This is a genomic window from Sphingomonas sp. IC081 (genome assembly GCF_006874585.1).
In the GTDB taxonomy this organism is placed as follows: domain Bacteria; phylum Pseudomonadota; class Alphaproteobacteria; order Sphingomonadales; family Sphingomonadaceae; genus Novosphingobium.
Genome location: NZ_CP029762.1, coordinates 466,836 through 487,337, shown reverse-complemented (window position 1 = coordinate 487,337; position 20,502 = coordinate 466,836). Strand labels below are relative to the sequence as shown.

16 protein-coding genes and 1 riboswitch are annotated in these 20,502 nt (G+C 65.8%); of the genes, 7 read left to right on the top strand and 9 right to left on the bottom strand.

Annotation, left to right across the window (positions count from 1 at the left end; genetic code table 11):
* Positions 1–129 precede the first annotated feature (129 nt).
* Both pncB and DM450_RS20425 read left to right on the top strand, forming a co-directional pair.
* Complete coding sequence (pncB, locus tag DM450_RS20430) at positions 130–1,443, top strand: nicotinate phosphoribosyltransferase (RefSeq protein ID WP_142638634.1); 1,314 nt, start codon at positions 130–132, stop codon at positions 1,441–1,443.
* A 58-nt stretch (positions 1,444–1,501) separates the two neighbouring features.
* Positions 1,502–1,609: riboswitch (SAM-I-IV-variant riboswitch) on the top strand.
* 57 nt (positions 1,610–1,666) lie between these two features.
* Positions 1,667–2,719, top strand: coding sequence for a threonine aldolase family protein (locus DM450_RS20425; RefSeq protein ID WP_142638632.1), 1,053 nt, complete (start codon positions 1,667–1,669; stop codon positions 2,717–2,719).
* 30 nt (positions 2,720–2,749) lie between these two features.
* Here the strand turns inward: DM450_RS20425 and DM450_RS20420 are convergent, their stop codons facing one another.
* The 4 genes from DM450_RS20420 to DM450_RS20405 form a co-directional block, all read right to left on the bottom strand.
* Positions 2,750–3,286, bottom strand: coding sequence for a hypothetical protein (locus DM450_RS20420; RefSeq protein ID WP_142638630.1), 537 nt, complete (start codon positions 3,284–3,286; stop codon positions 2,750–2,752).
* A gap of 200 nt (positions 3,287–3,486) precedes the next feature.
* Positions 3,487–3,756 carry a DUF3325 domain-containing protein gene (locus DM450_RS20415; RefSeq protein ID WP_142638628.1) on the bottom strand — a complete coding sequence of 90 codons (270 nt, stop codon included), beginning with the start codon at positions 3,754–3,756 and terminating at the stop codon, positions 3,487–3,489.
* Positions 3,753–5,312 carry a PepSY domain-containing protein gene (locus DM450_RS20410; protein WP_142638626.1) on the bottom strand — a complete coding sequence of 520 codons (1,560 nt, stop codon included), beginning with the start codon at positions 5,310–5,312 and terminating at the stop codon, positions 3,753–3,755. Before DM450_RS20410 ends, DM450_RS20415 begins: the two co-directional genes overlap by 4 nt.
* Positions 5,309–5,746: a hypothetical protein gene (locus tag DM450_RS20405; RefSeq protein ID WP_260610635.1), complete on the bottom strand. Its 438-nt coding sequence runs from the start codon at positions 5,744–5,746 to the stop codon at positions 5,309–5,311. Before DM450_RS20405 ends, DM450_RS20410 begins: the two co-directional genes overlap by 4 nt.
* A gap of 288 nt (positions 5,747–6,034) precedes the next feature.
* Between DM450_RS20405 and DM450_RS20400 the strand changes: the two genes are divergently transcribed.
* On the top strand, positions 6,035–9,256 hold the full coding sequence (locus tag DM450_RS20400) for an autotransporter domain-containing protein (RefSeq protein ID WP_142638624.1): 3,222 nt from the start codon (positions 6,035–6,037) through the stop codon (positions 9,254–9,256).
* Positions 9,257–9,307: 51 nt separating this feature from the next.
* On the opposite strand, the gene DM450_RS20395 is transcribed toward DM450_RS20400, so the two are convergent.
* The 4 genes from DM450_RS20395 to DM450_RS20380 form a co-directional block, all read right to left on the bottom strand.
* On the bottom strand, positions 9,308–10,105 hold the full coding sequence (locus DM450_RS20395) for a transporter (protein ID WP_142638622.1): 798 nt from the start codon (positions 10,103–10,105) through the stop codon (positions 9,308–9,310).
* A gap of 76 nt (positions 10,106–10,181) precedes the next feature.
* Positions 10,182–11,285, bottom strand: a complete 1,104-nt coding sequence (locus tag DM450_RS20390) for an MBL fold metallo-hydrolase (RefSeq protein ID WP_142638620.1) — start codon at positions 11,283–11,285, stop codon at positions 10,182–10,184.
* Positions 11,282–12,196, bottom strand: coding sequence for a MipA/OmpV family protein (locus DM450_RS20385; RefSeq protein ID WP_142638618.1), 915 nt, complete (start codon positions 12,194–12,196; stop codon positions 11,282–11,284). The genes DM450_RS20390 and DM450_RS20385 overlap by 4 nt, the downstream gene beginning before the upstream one ends.
* 71 nt (positions 12,197–12,267) lie before the next feature.
* Positions 12,268–13,083: a tetratricopeptide repeat protein gene (locus DM450_RS20380; protein WP_142638616.1), complete on the bottom strand. Its 816-nt coding sequence runs from the start codon at positions 13,081–13,083 to the stop codon at positions 12,268–12,270.
* 436 nt (positions 13,084–13,519) lie between these two features.
* Here DM450_RS20380 and DM450_RS20375 point away from each other — a divergent pair, with 436 nt between their 5' ends.
* On the top strand, positions 13,520–13,786 hold the full coding sequence (locus tag DM450_RS20375) for a hypothetical protein (protein WP_242526433.1): 267 nt from the start codon (positions 13,520–13,522) through the stop codon (positions 13,784–13,786).
* A gap of 106 nt (positions 13,787–13,892) precedes the next feature.
* On the opposite strand, the gene DM450_RS20370 is transcribed toward DM450_RS20375, so the two are convergent.
* Positions 13,893–14,477: a TetR/AcrR family transcriptional regulator gene (locus tag DM450_RS20370; RefSeq protein WP_142639429.1), complete on the bottom strand. Its 585-nt coding sequence runs from the start codon at positions 14,475–14,477 to the stop codon at positions 13,893–13,895.
* 120 nt (positions 14,478–14,597) lie between these two features.
* Between DM450_RS20370 and DM450_RS20365 the strand changes: the two genes are divergently transcribed.
* Genes DM450_RS20365 through DM450_RS20355 form a run of 3 tightly spaced genes read left to right on the top strand, consistent with a single transcriptional unit; the run spans position 14,598 to position 20,425 of the window.
* Positions 14,598–15,785, top strand: a complete 1,188-nt coding sequence (locus DM450_RS20365) for an efflux RND transporter periplasmic adaptor subunit (protein ID WP_142638613.1) — start codon at positions 14,598–14,600, stop codon at positions 15,783–15,785.
* Positions 15,786–15,788: 3 nt separating this feature from the next.
* Positions 15,789–19,004, top strand: a complete 3,216-nt coding sequence (locus tag DM450_RS20360; RefSeq protein ID WP_142638611.1) for an efflux RND transporter permease subunit — start codon at positions 15,789–15,791, stop codon at positions 19,002–19,004.
* Between the two features lie 2 nt (positions 19,005–19,006).
* Positions 19,007–20,425, top strand: a complete 1,419-nt coding sequence (locus DM450_RS20355) for an efflux transporter outer membrane subunit (RefSeq protein WP_142638609.1) — start codon at positions 19,007–19,009, stop codon at positions 20,423–20,425.
* The last annotated feature ends 77 nt before the right edge of the window (positions 20,426–20,502 follow it).

Sequence of the window (20,502 nt, the reverse complement as noted above, 5' to 3'; positions counted from 1 at the left end):
CAACACCTGATCGGGGGGCAAAGATACCCGGCATCAGATCACCGAGATGGCGTTCGATGCGGGCGAACTCTCTCCTTGCGCCGCAGGGTTCATGACGGCAGACGCGCAGATCAGCCTTCAGGAGCTTGCATGAACGTCACCGATATCGCCAAGCGTACCTACGATCACGGATGGCGCCTCGATCCGATCGTCCGCAGCCTGCTGGACACAGACTTCTACAAGCTGCTGATGTTGCAGATGATCCGTCATCTCCATGATGACGTACAGGCCACCTTCTCGCTGGTGAACCGCACGCGCACCGTGCGTCTGGCCGATGTGATCGACGAGCAGGAACTGCGTGACCAGCTCGATCACGCGCGGACGCTGCGCTTTTCCAAGAAGGAGCTGATCTGGCTGGCGGGCAACAGCTTCTACGGCAAGGCGCGCATGTTCGCGCCGGACTTCATCGCCTGGCTCGCCGATTTCCAGTTGCCTGAATACGAATTGCGTAAGGTCGACGGCCAGTTCGAACTGCGCTTTCCCGGTCCCTGGACCCACACCACGATGTGGGAGATCCCCGCGCTCGCCATCGTCAACGAACTGCGCTCGCGCGCGGTACTGAAAGGGCGCGGACGCTTCGAGCTCGATGTGCTCTACGCCCGCGCCAAGGCCCGGCTATGGGACAAGGTGGAACGCCTGCGCGCCCTGCCCGACCTTGCCATCAGTGATTTCGGCACCCGGCGGCGTCATGGCTTCCTGTGGCAACGCTGGTGCGTGGAGGCGCTCAAGGAAGGGCTTGGCGACCGGCTCATCGGCACCTCCAACGTGCTGCTGGCGATGGACAACGACCTCGAGGCGACCGGCACCAATGCCCATGAACTGCCCATGGTCCTGGCCGCGATCGCCGGGCGCGGCGGGAACGACGCGGCCATTGCCGAGGCGCCTTACCAGGTTCTCGAAGAGTGGCGCGCCCATTACGACGGAAACCTGCTGGTCGCCCTGCCCGATGCCTTCGGTACCACGTCGTTCCTGCGCAACGCCCCCGACTGGGTTGCCGACTGGACCGGCTTCCGCCCCGACAGCATGCCGCCGATCGAGGCGGGCGAGCAGATCATCGCCTGGTGGCAGGAGCGCGGCCGTGACCCGCGCGAGAAGCTGCTGATCTTTTCCGACGGCATGGACATCGAGACCATCGAGCGGACCTATCACCACTTCCATGGCCGGGTGCGCATGAGCTTTGGCTGGGGGACCAACCTCACCAACGATTTCCGCGGCTGCGATCCGGCCGGCGGTGCCGGCCTCGAACCGATCTCGCTGGTCGCCAAGGTGATGCAGGCCGATGGACAGCCCGCCGTGAAGCTGTCGGACAACCCCGCCAAGGCCACCGGCACGGCGGCGGAAGTCGCTCGTTACCTGCGCATCTTCGGGCAGGAAGGGATGAACGCCCGCACCCCCGAAGTGTGACCTTTTGCCGGCGGCGGGATCGGTTCTTGACCACCCCGCCGCCGGCTTCTATTGGCGCTTTCAGCATCAAGAGTCGGGCCGACGTCCGACACCAACCTGCCTACCGGGCAAGGTGGTGCCTCCAGCAAGGAGGGATGTGGCCGAACCGGCAACAAAACGGGTTTCCTGCGCCACATTTCGTTCGTTCTTGCGCCCTGCTCCGCCTGAGCATGGGAAGACGCACGTGAACCGAGTACAGCAATTCGCCAGTGACAATTACGCCGGGATCTGCCCCGAGGCGCTGGAGGCCATGACGCTCGCCAATGCCGGTTCGGCGACGGCCTATGGCGAGGACGAGTGGACCCAGAAGGCCGCCGATGCCTTCCGCACGCTGTTCGCCAGCGATTGCGACGTCTATTTCGTGTTCAACGGCACCGCCGCCAACTCGCTCGCGCTCGCCTCGCTCTGCCAGTCCTACCACGGCGTGATCTGCTCTTCCTCGGCCCACGTCGAGACCGACGAATGCGGCGCGCCGGAGTTCTTCTCGAACGGCTCCAAGCTGCTGCTGGCGCCGTCGGACAACGGAAAGATCACGCCCGAGGCGATCCGCGCGCTGGCGACCGGCCGATCGGACATCCACTTTCCCAAGGCCCGGGTGGTGACGATCACGCAGCCCACCGAAACCGGCCTTGTCTATTCGATCGAGGAAGTGCGCGCGATTTCCGCGGTCTGCCGCGAACTGGGCCTCAAGCTGCACATGGACGGAGCGCGGTTTGCCCATGCCTGCGCCAGCCTCGGCTGCTCGCCCGCCGAGATCACCTGGCAGGCAGGCGTCGATGTGCTGTGCTTTGGCGGCACCAAGAATGGCATGGCGGTAGGCGATGCCGTGATCTTCTTTGACCGCGCGCTGGCCGAGGACTTTTCTTATCGCTGCAAGCAGGCCGGCCAGCTCGCCTCGAAAATGCGTTACCTTTCGGCGCCCTGGGTCGGCATGCTGGAAAGCGGAGCCTGGTTGCGCAATGCCGCGCATGGCAATGCCTGCGCCGCCTCGCTTGCCGCGCAAGTGGCCGATCTGCCCGACATCGACCTGATCTTCCCGGCCGAGGCCAACGCCGTGTTCCTCAGCGCGCCCGAGGCAGTCCTCGCCGAACTGCGCGCGCGTGGCTGGCGCTTCTACACCTTCATCGGCGGCGGCGCGCGGTTCATGTTCGCATGGGATGCGATGCCGGATGTGGTGAACGACCTTGCCGCCGACATTCGTGCCGCCAGCGCACTTGCAGGTCGGCGCGCCGCCTGAGCCGGAATGGTGCGCGGAGCCGTCGCTGCTTCAGGTGGCGGCTCCGCGCGTTAATGCGGCCAGCACGTGGCCCGGCACGGTATAGACCGCCTGGCGCTGCGCGCCGCGGTTGCAATGGTCCACCCGGTATCCCTGGTAATGGCGCTTCACCAGCCCCGCCTTGACCAGTTCCGATACCGCGCGGCTGACCGCCGTCATGCCCGAAATGCGCACCCGGTCGGCCACCTCGCATTCCACCATGCGCTCGGCTTCCTGCATATCGGCAGGCAGCATGCCTCGCGATGCAAGGTCGCGCCGGACCGCTTCGATGGTCGCCTTGCGGTAATGGTGACGGGCCGCACTGGGCGCGATGGCAGCGGAAAGCCATTCTCGGATAGGCACAAGTTGTTCGCCGTCCCGAACCAGCGGGCCCGCAGCCCCGCCCCTGCCCGCGACCCGCGTGATGAGGTCGAGCACCATGAAGGTGTAGCGCGGGCGGGCGGAGTGATCGGCGATCGTGCGCATGATCCCGGGCAGGTCCAGTCCGCGGTCGACCGGCAATGGCTGCGTGAACGGCAATTCCAACATGGAACGAATCAAGCACAGATGCGAATCGCTGTGAATCCACAATCGGCATCTTGCGCGAATTGTGGGTGAACTTTTCCATCTATGTCACTTTACCCTCATGTCACTTTGCCGGTGGAGGCTGGTAAAGTGACATAAGTGTCATCGGCTGCCCTCACAGGCGAGCGAGGGCTCTCGATGCGCCGGAGAGGACGCCTGCGTCCTTACCGGCGGCGCCAGTGAAGCACCGCGATGGTCAGCCACGCCCCGACGGAAAGATGCGCGAAACAGGCGACCGATCCGTATCCTCCCCCCAGAGCGGTAACATCGACCGCGAACGCTGAAACAAGCAGCACCCATCCCGAAATCCGCGCCGCAGTCGCCTGCCGCGCCGCCAGCGTCCGCCCGACCAGATCGCGCTGATGCCGCGTCATCGAGAGGGCAAGCGCGGAGAAGCCGCCGAGCGCCAGCAGGATTGCCGTAAAATGGATCATGCCTCTACGGCCTTGCTGCTTGCCGTCTTGCGCCGCGGGGCCGCTTCTGCCTGCGCGCTTGCGCTCCAGCGCCGGGTGAGTTTCAGGGCGGCAGCGCCAAAGGCAAACGCCAGCGCGGCCATGACCAGATCGAAACCGACAAACAGCCAGTCACCGTGCAGGACGTTGAAAGGGAAACCACGCGAAGTCGTCAGCGCGTTCACCACAGGCACCGCCCCGAAGAGCCCGGCCGCCAGCCACAGCCCCTCGATCCAGGCCCGGCGGGGCGGGCGAACCACGGCCCAGAGCAGCACGCCGAGCCAGACGAGGAACATCGTGTGCACTTCCCAGTCCGCCCGCGCCGCGAGTCCGGTCGGAAGCAGCCGGTTGGCGAGGAAATAGGCGGCGATGCCGGAACCAAGTCCGGCAATTGCGGCGACATTCAGACGCTCGACGAGGCGGAAGCCGAAATGCGGATGCTCGGGATCGGGCAGCCGCTGGCGGCGCTTCACCGTCCACAGCACAAGGCCGCTGCCCACCATGATCGTGCCGGCAATGCCGCTCAGGAAATAGAGCCAGCGCAGGCCAAGCTGCGCAAAACGTCCCGCGTGCAGACCGATCATCACGCTTTCGGTCCGCACCGCAGGGCCCGGAGCCGGGCTGCCGCCGATCTGCCGCCCCTGCACGTCGAACACCAGCACTTCCCCGCGCGAGCCAAGTGCATCCTTCGAGGCGCGGGTGAGTTCGATGGTCGCGGCCGCGTCGCCGGGATTGGTGACGCGCACGATCCCCACCTCGCGTCCGCCCCATGCCGCCGCGGCGCGGTGCATCAGCGGCGCCAGTTCGGGGAGGGACGCGGGCTTTCCGGCGGCGACACCGTCGTGCGAGGTACCGAAGACCGCCTCCTGGAACGTCGCGGGCGCGGCATAGTTCGCCAGCACACCCCAGGGCATGTACATCGAGGCCAGCGTGACGAGGCCGGTGAAGGTGATCATCGCATGGAACGGCAGGGCCAGCACGGCGCTGACATTGTGCGCATCGAGCCATGAACGCTGGCCCTTGCCGAAGCGCAGCATGAAGAAGTCCGCGAAGATCTTCTTGTGGGTGATGACGCCCGAGATGATCGCCACCAGCATCAGCATTGCCGCGATGCCGACAAGATAGCGCGCCCAGATCACCGGCAGGTAATGGAGGTCGAAGTGGAAGCGGTAGAGGAAATAGCCGCCGCGGGTCTCGCGCACGGTCACTTCCCTGCCCTGCTCGTCGACCACCGCCTCGCGGTAACCGCTGCCGTCGGCAGGCTGCCAGAACAACTGGGTGGTGGCACTGCGCCCGTTGGGCAGCGTCATGTACCAGTAGCCCGCCCCGGCGGCGTTCCTTTCGAGATAGCGCGCCGCGCCTTGCGCCGACGCCACCGGATCGGCCGCCCCGGTAATCTCGGGCTGCATCCAGCGGGTGATCTCGTCCTGGAAATAGGCGGAGGTGCCGGTCGCGAACATGGCGAACAGCAGCCAGCCCAGCACCAGTCCGGTCCAGGTATGGACCAGCGCCATCGATTGCCGCAGGCTTTCCCTCACAGTCGCCCCCCCGTCTCCAGCGAGAGCCACAACCAGCCCCCCATGACGGCAGCCGCCAGCACGAACCCGATCCACAGCCGGGCGATGGAGCGGACCGAGAACACCACGATCGCCAGCACCGCAAACACCGCGAAGGACAGCAGCGTGGCGGATTCGCTGGCCTCGACCGGCGGCACGCCCAGTCCTTGCGCCAGCAGGCGCGCCAGTGCTGCCGTCGCCAGCGAGGTCAGCAGGTAATTGGCGGGAATGGCTGCCAGCAGCCGCGCGGCGAGATTGCCGCGGCTGATACCTTTTGCAGCCTTCTGCCTTGGCAAGGGACTGGTCCTGTCGGAGCGGGCCATCTCGGCGCGGGTCATCGCCAAGCGCGCGGCCGGGCTACCGACGGGATCGGCAGGAGGTGCCGGTGGGCGCGAGCCGAAGCGGTCGGGACGCATGGCGGCATTTGGAGACACTCCCGATCTGGCCCAGAGAACGCTATTGCGAATTATTCGCATTGATTGCGTGCTATAGGCCCGGGCGCGGGGTTGTCAATGGCTGCCGCGCCTGGCGCGCATCACCCCCCCGCCCCCCCGGAAACACCCCTTCCGGACCTTTGACAGGGGCCATGGTGAATATCCCGTTAGTCGCCGGCTTTTATCCCTGTCTCGGGCCCGGATCACGCGGGGGCGGTCCTATAATACGAATTTCGCGGTGAAGTGCACACCGATATCAGGGGGAAATTCATGAAGTTAGCATACCGCGCCGCCGCATTTAAGGCTGCGCTCTGTTCCAGCGCGGCCATCGGGCTGCTGGCTGCCGCGCCCGCCTTTGCGGATTCGCAAGTGCTCGCAGGCAACTACATCACCATCGGCCTCAACGAAAAGGGCACGCTGGGCTACAATGGCGGCGTATCGCCCGGCATTCTCTACGACGGCACCGGGACCGGAGCCTTCAACCCCAGCTACGACTATCTGACCCCGGGCTCACCGTTCGAAGGATTCGTAGTTGCAGGCACTGGCGGCGGTTCGGCGTTCAGCATCAGCAACAACAATGCCTTCACCGCCACCATCACCGGCGGTACGCTGACCAACTACAACGGCGTCGAATACAACGGCACCACCTATGACCTGCGCGCCGTGTGGACCGCTACGGTGGCGGACCTGTTCACGATCACCAACGACTACTACTTCAACGTGACCGACCAGCAGGTCAACATCACCACCAGCATCACTGCGCTGAGCGACCTTACCGGGCTCTCGTTCTCGCGCGAACTGGATCCCGACGCGGTTGCGGCTGCCGGCGATTCCAGCGTCACCAACAACTACCTGGGCAACGGCTCGATTCCGGCAACCGACCTGGTCTATGCCGAGGCGCTCGTCTCCAAGTACGTGATCGGCCTCTATACCGACACCACCTATGAACATAATGCCGCCGTCACCGGATGGTCGCGCGACACCGCATCCTATCTCGCCGGCACCAATGTCGGCAACGGCGACAACACCATCGGCCTCGGCTTCTCGCTCGGCGACCTGCTGAACGGGGCGTCGCTGAGCTTCGACTATTCCTACATCTTCGGCACCGACATCGCCGCAGCCGTCGGCGGCGTGGGCAACATCACCGGCGACAACACCACCAGCGATCTGCTCAACGGCGCGGTGCTGCCGGTCATCGATGGCGGCACCCTGACGGTTGACGCTGCCGGCAGCTATTCGAGCGACATCGGCGTCACCTCGAACAACGGCACGATCGACACCAACGGCTTCGACGCGGCGCTGACCGGCGTGATCAGCGGCGACGGCGGCATCACCAAGACCGGCGCGGGCACGCTGGTGCTGACCGGCGCCAACACCTACACCGGCGGCACCACCATCACCGACGGTACGCTGGTCGGCAACACCACCAGCATCCAGGGCGCGGTGACCAACAATGCCGCACTGATCATCGATCAGGACAGCGACGGCACCCTGGGCAGCGACATGTCCGGTTCCGGCTCGTTCACCAAGGACGGCACCGGCACCGTCGTCCTGACCGGCGCCAACAGCTACACCGGTGGCACCACCGTGCTGGACGGATCATTGGTCGGCACGACCGCCAGCCTTCAGGGCGACGTTGCCAACAGCGGCACCGTGGTGTTCGACCAGACCACCGACGGCACCTACAGCGGCGCGGTTTCGGGCAGCGGCATGTTCGCCAAGACCGGTTCCGGCACCCTGACGTTGACCGGCGCCAATACCTACACCGGCGGCACCGTGGTGACCGACGGCACGCTGGCGGGTGACACGTCGAGCCTGCAAGGCCCGATCCTCAATACCGCCAACGTCGAATTCGACCAGGCTGCCGCGGGCGTCTATTCAGGCAGCATCAGCGGCACCGGCACCCTCACCAAGACCGGCGCGGGTTCGCTCAACCTCACCGACACCAGCGACTATACCGGCGCCACCACCATCGACGAAGGCCGCCTTGCGGTGAACGGTTCGATCGCCGGCTCGATCGTCACCGTGAACAGCGGCGGCATCGTGGGCGGTAACGGCACGGTCGGCGGTCTCATCGTCCGCACCGGCGCCACGGCGGCTCCGGGCAACTCGATCGGCCACCTTCACGTCGCCAGCGACCTGACGTTCGAGGTCGGCTCGACCTATGCCGTCGAAGTCAACGCTGCCGGTGCGGGTGACCGCATCTCGACCACGGGCGTCGCCACCATCGAGGGCGGCACGGTCGAAGTCCTGGCAGAAGCCGGCGACTACAAGCCCCAGGGCAGCTACGTGATCCTCTCCGCCGATGGCGGCGTGAGCGGCACCTTCGACGAGGTGACCAGCAACTTCGCGTTCCTCGTGCCGACGCTCAGCTACTCCGCCAATGGCGTGCTGCTGACGCTCACACGCAACGACGTGACGTTCGCCGGGGCCGGCACGACCGCCAACCAGATTGCCGTGGGCACCGCCATCGACGGCACGTTCGTGATCGGCACCCCGATCTATGACGCACTGGTGGGCTCCTCGACGAGCGAGATCGGCTCGGGCCTCGACGCGCTTTCGGGCGAAATTCACGCCTCGACGCTGTCGGTGGCGGCGGACGATGCCGCGAACCTGCGCCGCACCCTGCTGGAGCGTGCCCGCAGCGCCGCACCTTCGTCGGTGACCGGCGGCAAGATCGCGCTCTGGGCCGATGTCGGCGGCAACTGGAACGACAAGGACGGCAACGCCAATGCCGCCAAGGTCAGCGCCTCGGGTTACCGCTTCGTCGGCGGTGTGGAGCTGAGCCCCAGCGACAGCGTGAAGCTGGGCCTTGCCGGTGGCACCGCGCATCAGGACGTGACGGTCGCTCGCCGCGCCTCGACGGCGGATCTCGACGAGGTCTACGGCGCGATCTACGCTGCCGCCGGTTTCGGTCCGCTGACCCTGCGTGCAGGCGCCAGCTATACCGACCTCGACACCGAGACCAAGCGGACCATCGATTACCGTTCGCTTGAGGAATCGCTCGATGGCAAGGGCGGCGGCTCGGTCAAGCAGGTGTTTGGCGAGGCGGGCTACGTACTGCCGCTCGGCGCCGGTTCGATCGAACCCTTCGCCGGCTTCAATGCCCTGTGGCTCACGGGTGACCGTTTCCGCGAGACCGGCGGCACCGCCGCGCTCAAGGGCAGCCAGCGCACGCAGGGCTATGGCTGGACTTCGGCCGGTCTGCGCATGACCCTCGGCTCGGCCACCGCGCCGGTCGCGGTGCGCACGAAGATCGCCTGGGAACATGCCACCAGCGATGTCGACGTCGGCTCGCGCGTGGCCTTCCAGCAGGGCGGTTCGAGCTTCATCGTCGAGGGCGCACCGCTCTCGCGCGATAGCGTGAACCTCGACGCCGCCATCGAATGGCCCGCGACTTCGGCCTTCTCGCTGGGTGCGGGCTATACCGGCTCGATCGGCAGCCGCGGCGAAGACCACGGTATCCGCGCTTCGGCGACGGTCCGCTTCTGATCGCAGAATGAACGTTTCGGGGAGCGGCCGGTCCGCTCCCCGAGCGCTGCCTCAGAACCGCCGCGCGATGCCGAAATAGACTTCGACATCCGCCGCGTCGCGATCCAGCCCGGCATTTACGCCGAGATCCAGCTGCAGATCGTCCTGCGGCTGCCAGCCCAGCGACAGCCCGGCGAGATGCTGGACGCTATGGCCTTGGGGATCCTTGTCGCCGAGGATCTGATATTCCGCCGTCGCCGAGACTGCATCACTGACAGCCGCCGTCGCGCCGACCGTCTCGGCCACCGCGAAGTGGCGGCCATGGCCGTCCTCGTCCACGGCCGCATCGACCTCGCTCGTGCTGGACAGGCTCCAGGTGTCGCTGAGCTGATAGGACACCGGCACCAGCATGCCTGCCCCCCAGTCCCCGGCGCCCAGCGGGCTTCGCCCCACCGGCAGCGAAACATACGGCATGAGCGCCAGCGAGAACCCCGACCCGTCGGGATTGACCAGGTTGCGGCGCAGCGCCAGCGTCATGTCGCCGGTGCCGCTGCGATGATCGACGGTGTGGCCGACGCTGTCGCGGGTGCGCGCGAAGCCGAGCATGGTCCAGCCCACTTGCACTTCGGCGTGATCGGCAATGCCATAGCGCAGCAGCGCATCGCCCAGCGTGAAGCTGTCCTGCCGCTGCCCCTCGCCGCGCTCCAGCGTCCAGTCACCGAGGCCGAGTTCCAGCGAGAACTGCCCCGGTGCCATCGTGCAGGCTGGCGTGCCGATGCCGGGACGGTCGGGACAATAGCTTCGCTCCTGCGCTGCCGCCGCGGCCGGCAGCAGCGCCGTTGCCGAAAGAACGATTGCCGCAATTCTCATGTTCGGGACCCCATCGCTGACCACCGGGAAATCCGCGCGGCAGCTCAAGGTTCCTTATAGCAGCTGGCTCGCCGCTTCATCGATCGGCCGGCACATCCCAGGCCCGCCCCGCCTCCAGCGTGCGGAACCGCTCCGGCGCGATGGCATGGTCGGCCAGCGAGGCCGCCAGCCGCTTGGGCGCGTCGTTCACCCCTTCCTCGCCCAGTTCGAACGTCCCCCAATGGACGCCGAGCGCCCACGCGGGATGCAGGATCCCGAAAGCCGTCACCGCACCGCCCGGGTCGATGTGATTGCCGGTCTTCGCCTGGGTCAGCTTGTAGGGTGCGATCGGCAGGATCGCGAGACGGATCGGCCGTCCCGGCTCGACCGCCTGATGTGCCCAGATCATCTGACCGTCACCTGTGTCGCCGGAATAGTAGAGGTCCCCGCCCGAGGGCAGCCTGACCCGGAACCCGCACCACAAGGAACGATCCCGGTCGTCGTACCAGCGCTCGCTCCAGTGATGGGCGCGGGTGATCTCCACGTCGATGCCGGGCCGAAAGGCAATGGTCTGCCCCCAGTCACCCGCCTTGGCCGGGATGCCGTACTGTGCCAGCAGGGTATCGTTGCCGAGCCCGGTGATGATCGTGGGATGGTCCCGCGCCGCGATCTTCTCCAGCGCGTGCATGTCGAGATGATCGTAGTGATTGTGGCTGATCAGCACGAGATCGATCGGCGGCAGGTCGCGCAGCTTCACGCCGGGCTTGCGGACCCGCTCCGGTCCGACCAGTTGCACGGGGGAATCTCGCCTCGCCCAGACCGGATCGATGAGGATGTTGATGCCCTGGGTCTGCACCAGCGTGGTGGCATGGCCGATCCAGGTGACCAGCATGCGCTGTCCTGCCACCCGGCGCGGCGGCACGCTCTGGACGACCGGCACCGAGGCCGGCCAGCCATGATGCCCGGCGCGCCCCTCGGCGATGCGCAGGAACGTGCCGATGCCGTCGCGCTGGGCACCGCCGGTGCCTTCCTCGCCTTCCGGATTGAAGAAGTGCTCCCCATCGAAATGATCGGACCGGGGGCCGTGATAATAGATGCGCGAGAGCGGCGTGCGATTGCGATCAAGGCAGCCCGTCAGCGGAAAGGATGCCGCCAGTGCGGCGACTGCTGCCAGAGACAGCAGGAAACCACGGCGTCTCATCGAAAGCTGTACTCCACCCCGAGCGCACCGCTCCACTGGTTGGCGTTGCCGACGTCGGCCACGATCGGCGAGCGGCGGTAGGTACCAAGCAGCCGCTGGTAGCCGCCAGTGGCAAACACGCCCAATCCATGCAGCAGGTTGCCGGTCAGCGAATGAACGGCCATCGTGCTGAAATTGCAGTCCTTCCACCCGGCCCGGTCGGCGCCGAGGTAGACCGGCAGGCCGCTGGCGAGGCTGCCTGCCCGGTCGATGGCGTAATAATAGCGACCGAAGCCGGCGCCGACGTAATCGGCCGAGGCCGAGAACGACACGAAGGCATGTTCGGACAGCGGCGTGTCGTAGTCGACCTCGGGGCTCGCCACGTAGCTGCCATGCGCACCGGCGATGTCATGCTGGTAGGAAAGGCTGAGCGAAAGGGTGTCGAATGGGCTGGTTACGACCCCGGTGCGCTGAACCCCGATCGAGCCGCCCAGTTCCACGGCCTTGTCGAGGCGGCCCAGCGCCCGCACGGCAGGATTGTCCAGCTTGCCGGTCCGGTCGAGGCGCAGCGCGGCCAGCGGCCCAAGCTCCAGCTTCCATCCCGGCTGGCCGCTGGAAGGAACCGCATCGATGTAAATGGCAGTGCCCTGGGTGTTGAAGCTGATGCCGGAGACCTGCCCCTGGATGGCGGCGGTCGGGGTAATGCTCGAACTGTCGGCGCCGATGTAGTCCGGTGTCGACGCCATGCCGATGCCCACCGAAATGCGGTCGCCCCCGATCTTGAGGTCATCCGGCCGGCCGGACACGTCCTGCGCCATGGCCGGTGCAGCGACCAACGCGACCAGAATGGCCGGCAGAATTGCCGTATTGCGGACGCGGCCAATCGCGCCCCATTTCCCGGCCCCGCACCGGGTCGGCCGGATGGATGTCATTCCTTGCACGTCCTGATCCTTTGTTCGCCCCGCCAGGCGTCGGCATAGAAGCCGCCTATCGCGCCCGGCGCTTACCAGCCGTCGTTCTTCGCCGCGCTGTCGTCCCAGGAACCGTCATCGGCGATGCCGAAATCGCTGCCGCCCATGTCGGTATTGGAGCCCCCGACATCACTGTCATGCATCCCCAGTTCGCTTCGGTTTTCGCGCCGTTCTCCTGCGAACAGGTGGTCGATCGCTTCCTCGCCCGCCGCAAAACCCGCCCCCATCGCCGCGCCCGAAACCAGGTTGCCGAGCAGGCCCGACCCCATGCCTCCGGACACTCCGAAACCCGCACCGCCATAGGCCGATGGGTGCCATGCGGACTGCGTTTGCTGCGTATCCAGCGACGACGGTCGGCGGCGCAGCCAGAGGAACAGGCCGAACAGAGCTGCACCGATCCCCGCGATCATTGCCCATGGAACGTGGGGCGCGGCCGGTGGCGCCGGTTTCGCCGCGACGGAGATGCCCTCCGCCGATTCCGTGCCCAGCGCGAGCTGACGGTTCAGCTGCGCGACCGAATAGACATCCGCAAACGGCAGCCCCGGAGAAAGTTGCTCGGCCCTGGCCAGCTCCCGTCGGCCCTGTGCCGCGTGGTCTTCGCGCGCATAGAGTTCCGCCTCGACATAGTGGGCCTTGGCGCTGGAGGGATGGTCCTTGAGCACCCGGTCCATGCGGATCAGCGCCTGATCGACATGCCCGCTGGCGGCCAGCGCATGGATCTGGTCGATCGTCGGGTCGGTTCCGGCCGAACCGCCAGCCTTGTCAGGGACGGATTCGGCGGCAAATGCGCCAACGGGAAGCAGCGGCACGAACAACAGGGCGGCTATCAGCAAGCGGGCTTGGCGCATGGGAGGGTCTCATCACGTTCCGTTGCCTTGGCAACGACGGCCGAGCGAGGGCCGCTAGCCCCCTGCTGCGCCATCGAACATTGCGCCGAGTTCGCCGGAACCTGAAGAATCCGTAACCTCGGCGATCCGGTGAGCCACATGGCCGTTCGGTCGTGGTCATCAATCGGGTCAGGATCGCGGCCTGACACCCATGGCCCGTCGAGCGCCAAATTCATCAATCGGCTCAAGATATTGGTCGCTATCGATGCAGCCTTCCGGTGGCCCCACTGCAGGGCTGATCGGCCCCTGCCGACATAGTCATCGCGACCACCCCGCAACTTTCCCTTGCGTTTACCCCGGCTTCACGCAACGCTGTTACTCCAGAAGGGCAGAATCATCGCCCTCGGCACGCGGCATTCGGAACATAATCCGAAGCCTGGGAAGGATAGGGACGTCAATGGAAGGCATGGATATCATGGAAGTCGATTCCGGTGAAAAGGCCATCATCATCCTGCAGAGCCTGATTTGCTACCTGCGCGAAAAGAACGTGCTGAGCAGGGCCGATATCGAACAGCTCAAGGACCGGGTCGACGCGCGCATTTCCGCGGCGGAAAAAGCCATGCCTTGCGATGTCGCCACCGCCGCCGCTGCCGCGCGCGAAATGGCCAGCCTCGAACAGTTCTGCGGCAAGCGCTACGGCGGAAAGCACCGCAAGAGCCACTAAGGCATTTCCCAATCGGCTGGGAACTGCCCTGAGCTATCCTACCGCGCGGGGCCGTCAGGCCCGCGCGGCATGAGCATGTCAGGCACAGGTCCCGCCGGCGCGGCTTTCACATGTCCCTGAAGGCGGCTACGATCATTCGCGCGCTCTGTTCGGCGATATGCGCGCTGTCCAGACTCGGACGCGAAATGCTTCGGTGACCCAGGCCGAACAGGCAGCCCAGCAGCAACTCGGTCGCCCCTTCCAGGTCCTCGCCGTCGAGCCGCGCGTTGGCCGCCCTTGCAAATTCCCGCAGATAACCGCGAAACCGTTCGCACATCTCGCCGATGGTCTGGCCCACGCGCTCGTTGCGGAACCCTTCGGCGAGAATGTCGAACGACAGCGCCTCGTCCCCTTCGTCCATCACCTGAAGGAACAGTTGCCGGAAGGTCTCCAGAACAGTAAGTTCGCCGTCTGCGAGTTGCTGTCGCAATGCACCGATTTCGAGCAGTTTTTCGTCGAAATCGGTGCGAACGATAGCCTCGATGATGTCCGCCTTGCTCTTGAACGAGCGGTAGATCAGGCCGACCGACATTTCGGCAGCCGCTGCCAGCTCAGCCATGGAGGTCTGATGGAAGCCGTTGGTCGCAAACAGCTCTCTGGCCGCGATGCGAATGCGATCTGCGCTGGGCAGTTTTTGCTGCACTGCACCCATTTTCTGTCTCGATATGTATTTTTCGCTTGAATTCTCCATGGCCGATTTCTAGTGGCAATGCAATGTGAATGATCGTTCACTCTCAAAATCCCCCCCAACGATCGCGATGAAAGACCCATCATGCAAAAGGCGGTAACTGCAGGCATTCGCGCCTGTACCTCGGCCCCGACACTGGCTCTTGCGCTGGCTCTGGCACTCAGTGCATGCAGCAAGGAGCAACCGGCGGCACCCCCGGCCCCGACGGTCGGCGTGGTCACTCTCACCAAGGAGTCGGCCGAGCTCACCAACGAGCTTCCCGGCCGCATCGCCGCGCTGGAAACTGCGGATGTCCGCCCGCAGATCACCGGCGTGATCCGCCGCCGGCTGTTCACCGAGGGCAGCAACGTCCAGGCCGGCCAGCTGCTCTACGAGATCGAGGATTCACCCTATCGCGCCGCGCTCGCGCAGGCCAAGGGCTCGCTCGCGGTCGCCAACGCCACGATCAATTCCACCGCGCTTCAGGCAAAGCGGTACAAGGACCTGATCGCGATCAACGCCGTCAGCCGTCAGCAGTATGATGATGCGGCTGCCGCCGCGCAGCAGGCCCGCGCCAATGTCGCAGCGCAGCAAGGTGCTGTCCAGGCCGCGCAGGTGAACCAGAACTTCACCCGTATCCGCGCCCCCATCTCGGGCCGCATCGGCCGTTCGCTGTTCACTCCCGGCGCGCTGGTTTCGGCAGCGCAGGCAGACGCACTGGCCGTCATCTCGCGTACCGACACGGTCTATGTCGACGTTACCCAGTCGGCCGCGCAGATCGTTGACCTCAAGCAGGCGATGGCCTCGGGCGGCGTCAGCGAGGCCGAAGGCGCACGCATCCAGCTGATCCTGCCCAACGGCTCGATCTACCCGATCGAGGGGCGTCTCCAGTTCGCCGACGTCACCGTCGACCCTAGCTCCGGCTCGGTGATCCTGCGCGCGACCTTCCCCAACCCCAATGGCCTGCTGCTGCCCGGTATGTATGTGCGCGCCAGGCTGGTCGAAGGCCTGCGCCAGAACGTCGTGCTCGCCCCGCAGCAGGGCGTCACCCGCGATCCGCGGGGCCGTGCGACTGCAATGGTCGTGGGCAAGGACAACAAGGTCGAAGTCCGCCAGATCGAGGTCGACCGCATGGTCGGCGACAAGTGGATCGTCACCAAGGGCCTCAACATCGGCGACCGCCTGATCGTCGAGGGTCTGGTGAACCTGCGCCCGGGCACCGTGGTCAAGCCCGGCATGCCCCAGCAGGTCACCGTCGCGGCAGGCACGCAGGCAAACGGCGGGGCCCAGTAACCCATGTCCCGCTATTTCATCGACAGACCCATCTTCGCATGGGTCATCGCCATCGTCATGATGCTCGCGGGCGCCCTGGCGATCCGTTCGCTGGCCGTGGCCCAGTTCCCCGAAATCGCCGCGCCGGCGGTGCAGATCGCTACCAGCTATCCGGGCGCCAACGCCCAGACGCTGGAATCGACGACCACCCAGGTGATCGAGCAGCAGCTCAAGGGCATCGACCACTTGCGCTACTTCGCCTCGTCGAGCGACGGCGCGGGCAACCTCACCATCACCCTGACCTTCGAGCAGGGCACCGACCCCGACATCGCGCAGGTCCAGGTGCAGAACAAGCTGTCGCAGGCAACGCCGCTGCTTCCGCAGGAAGTGCAGCAGCAGGGCCTGCGCGTGACCAAGTCGACCTCGACCTTTCTCATGGTCATGGCCGTCTATGCCGATGACGGCATTCACGACCAGCAGGACGCGGGTGACTTCATCGCCTCTTCGCTGCAGGACCCGATCAGCCGCGTGAACGGCGTGGGCGACACCCAGCTTCTGGGTGCGCAATACTCCATGCGGGTCTGGCTCGATCCCTTCAAGATGGCCAACCTCGGCGTTACCGCGACCGACGTGACCGCCGCGATCCAGGCCCAGAATGCGCAGGTTTCCGCAGGTCAAATCGGCGCATCGCCCTCGCCCAAGGGGCAGGCCCTCAACGCCACCATCACGGCCCAGTCGCGCCTGCGCACCGCCGAACAGTTCCGCCAGATCATGCTGCGGAACAACACTGACGGCTCGGTTGTCCGCCTCGCCGATGTTGCCCGTGTCGACATGGGCGCGGAAAACTACAGCTTCGGCGCCAAGCTGAACGGCCATCCGGCCGCCGGTTTCGGCATCAAGCTGGCGCCGGGCGCCAACGCGCTCGACACCGTGGACGGCGTGAAGACCAAGATCGACCAGCTCTCGAAAAACTTCCCGAGCTGGGTGAAGTACAAGTTCCCGGTCGACAACTCGACCTACGTCAAGCTCTCGGTCGAGCAGGTGATCCACACCCTCGTCGAAGCCGTCGTGCTCGTGTTCTTCGTCATGTTCCTGTTCCTCCAGAACTGGCGCGCGACGCTGATTCCGACGATCGCGGTTCCCGTCGTCCTGCTCGGCTCCCTCGCGGTCCTCGACCTCGCCGGGTTCACCATCAACACCCTCACCCTGTTCGGCATGGTGCTGGCAATCGGCCTGCTGGTCGACGACGCCATCGTCGTGGTCGAAAACGTCGAACGTCTCATCCAGACCGAGGGGCTCAGCCCCAAGGAAGCGGCCCGCCGCTCGATGGACGAGATCAGCGGCGCGCTGATCGGCATCGGCCTCGTGCTTTCGGCGGTGTTCCTGCCGATGGCGTTCTTCGGCGGCTCCACCGGCGTGATCTTCCGCCAGTTCTCGATCACGATCGTCTCCTCGATGGTGCTTTCGGTGATCGTCGCACTGGTGCTGACCCCGGCGCTGTGCTCGACCATCCTCAAGGGCGCTTCCGACGGCCACGGCCATGGCTCCGGCCTCGCGGGTGGGAAGCAGACCGGCATTGCCGGGGTGTTCAACCGCTTCTTCCACTGGTTCAACACCACCTTCGATCGCGGCGTGGAACGCTACGGCAAGGCCGTCGACAAGGTTGAGCGCAACTGGGGCCGGACGATGCTCGTCTACGCCCTGATCGTGGCCGGCATGGCCTTCATCTTCCTGCGCCTGCCCGGCGGCTTCCTGCCGGACGAGGACCAGGGCATCCTGATCAACCAGGTCTCGCTGCCCGCCGGCACGACGATGGAGGAAACCGAGCGCACGCTCGCCCGGGTGCGCGATCACTATCTCAAGGACGAGAAGGCCAACGTGGCCGACGTCTTCACGATCTCGGGCTTCGGCTTCGTGGGTCAGGGCGAGAACGTGGGCCTTGCCTTCGTGCGCATGAAGGACTGGTCCGAGCGCAAGGGCAAGGACAACACCGTCAGTGCCATCGCGCTGCGTGCCAACATGGCGTTCCAGAAGATCACGTCGGGCATGGCGATCGCCTTTGCACCGCCCGCCGTGCAGGAACTGGGCAATGCCACCGGCTTCGAATTCCAGCTCGTAGACAACGGCGGCCTTGGCCACGACAAGATGCTGGAAGCCCGCAACCAACTGCTGGGCATGGCCATGGCCGACAAGCGCCTGGCGCAGGTCCGCCCCAACGGCCTTGAAGATACGCCCCAGCTCAAGCTGAACGTCGACCAGGCCGCAGCCGGTGCCCTCGGCATCGCCCAGGCGGACATCAACTCGACCATCAGCACCGCGATGGGCAGTACCTACGTCAACGACTTCATCGATCGCGACCGCGTGAAGAAGGTCTTCGTGCAGGCCGACGGCCAGTTCCGCACCAAGCCGGAATCGATCGGTCAGTTCTATGTTCGCGGCAGCAGCGGCGTCATGGCTCCGATCTCCTCGTTCGCGACGACGGAGTGGACTTATGGCCCAGCCAAGCTCGAACGCTTCAACGGCGTGTCCTCGCTGCAGATCATGGGTGCCCCCGCGCCCGGCGTCTCGACGGGTGAGGCGATGAACGCGATCGAGGAAATGGCGACCAAGCTGCCCGCCGGTGTCGGTCTTGAATGGAGCGGCATTTCCTACGAGGAAAAGACCTCGGGCGGTCAGGCCCCGGCGCTTTACGCGCTGTCCATGCTGATCGTGTTCCTGTGCCTTGCCGCGCTTTACGAGAGCTGGTCGGTACCGATCGCGGTCATGCTGGTGGTGCCGCTGGGCGTGCTCGGCGCGGTGATCGCGGCGAGGCTCGTGGGCCTCAGCAACGACATCTACCTGCAGGTGGGCCTTATCACCACCATCGGCGTCTCGGCCAAGAACGCGATCCTTATCGTCGAGTTCGCGGAAGAGAAGATGCGCGACGGTCTCTCCCCGGTCCAGGCCGCGCTCGAAGCCGGCAAGCTGCGCCTCAGGCCGATCCTGATGACCAGCTTCGCCTTCATCTTCGGCGTGCTGCCGCTCGCCCTGTCGACCGGCGCCGGTGCCGGTGGCCAGAATGCGATTGGCTGGGCCGTGGTCGGCGGCATGCTGTCCGCGACCGTACTCGCCATCTTCTTCGTCCCCGTGTTCTTCACCGTGGTGAAGCGCCTGTTCCGTGAACATCACGGGAAGGAAGAGCATGGCGACGAGGGCAACGATCTCGACGGCAAGGCTTCGGCTGAGCCGCAGGAGGCATGAAAATGCGTAATGTGAAAGCGCTCACCGCCACGTCGCTGGCGCTCGCGCTGGCGGCCTGCAACATGGCGCCCAAGTATGTCCGCCCCGATCTTCCGGTTCCCGAGACCAGCCCTGCGGGGCCGGTCGACGGCGCGAGCGATGCGTCTGCCGTTTCGGCCGATACCGCCTGGAAGGACTTCTTCACCGATCCGCGTCTGGCGCGGGTCATCCAGACCGCGCTCGACAACAATCGCGACTTGCGGATCGCGGTCGCCAATGTCGAACAGGCCCGTGCACAGTACCGCGTGCAGCGTGCCGACCTGCTGCCCGGCGTCGGCCTGAACGGCAGCGCCACCTATCAGGACCAGCCTTTTGCCCAGCAGTCGTCGGGCGGAACCGGCGGCGTATCGGGTCGGACCGACATCTACACCGCCTCGGTCGGCGTCTCGGCCTGGGAGGTCGACCTGTTCGGCCGCGTCCGCAATCTCACCAAGGCAGCACAGGAAAGCTACTTCGCCTCGGTCGAGAACCGCAACGCGGCGCAGACCGCGCTGATCGCCGAAACGGCGACCGCGTGGCTGACGATGGCCGCCGACCAGGAGCGCCTCCAGATCGCGCGCAATCTGGAAAAGGCCTTTGGCCAGACTCTCGATCTGACCAAGGCACGCTTCTCGAAGGGCGTGGCCTCGGAACTGGAAGTGCGCCAGGCACAGACCAGCTACGATCAGGCCCGTTCGGACATCGCCGCCGCGACCACGCAAGTCGCGCAGGACAAGAACGCGCTCGACCTCTTGGCTGGTACCAGCCTGGGCGCCGAGGACCTGCCGGGTGCCCTGCCCGAAAGCGACGTGACGCTGGCCAACCTGCCCGCCGAACTGCCCTCCTCGCTGCTGCTGCGCCGGCCTGACATTGCCGCCGCCGAGCACCAGTTGATCGGCGCCAATGCCAATATCGGCGCGGCGCGCGCGGCCTTCTTCCCGACCATCTCGCTGACCGCCGCGTTCGGGACGATGAGCCTGGGGCTGTCGAACCTGTTCAAGTCCGGCAGCGATTACTGGTCGGTGGCCCCTTCGGCCAGCCTGCCGATCTTCGATTTCGGCAAGAACCAGGGCAACCTGCGCTATGCCCGGGCCACGTACGACGCCATGGTCGCGACCTACGAGAAGAGCGTGCAGACCGGCTTCCGCGAAGTCGCCGACGCGCTCGCCCGCCGCTCGACGATGACGGCACAGCTGGAAGCACAGACCTCGCTGCGCAATGCGGCGCGCAAGAGCTACCAGCTTTCCGATGCGCGCTTCAAGGCCGGTGTGGACGACTTCCTGACCGCGCTTGACTCGCAGCGCACGCTCTACAACGCGGAACAGACGCTTGTTGCCACGCGCCTGACCCGCGCCAGCAACATGGTGGAGATCTACCGCGCGATTGGCGGTGGTCTCAAGTAGGCTTTTCGAGAATTCGGAACGATCGTCCCCCCGATCCTCCGAAAACCCCACCAGCGCATCCGACATGCCACCGAGAG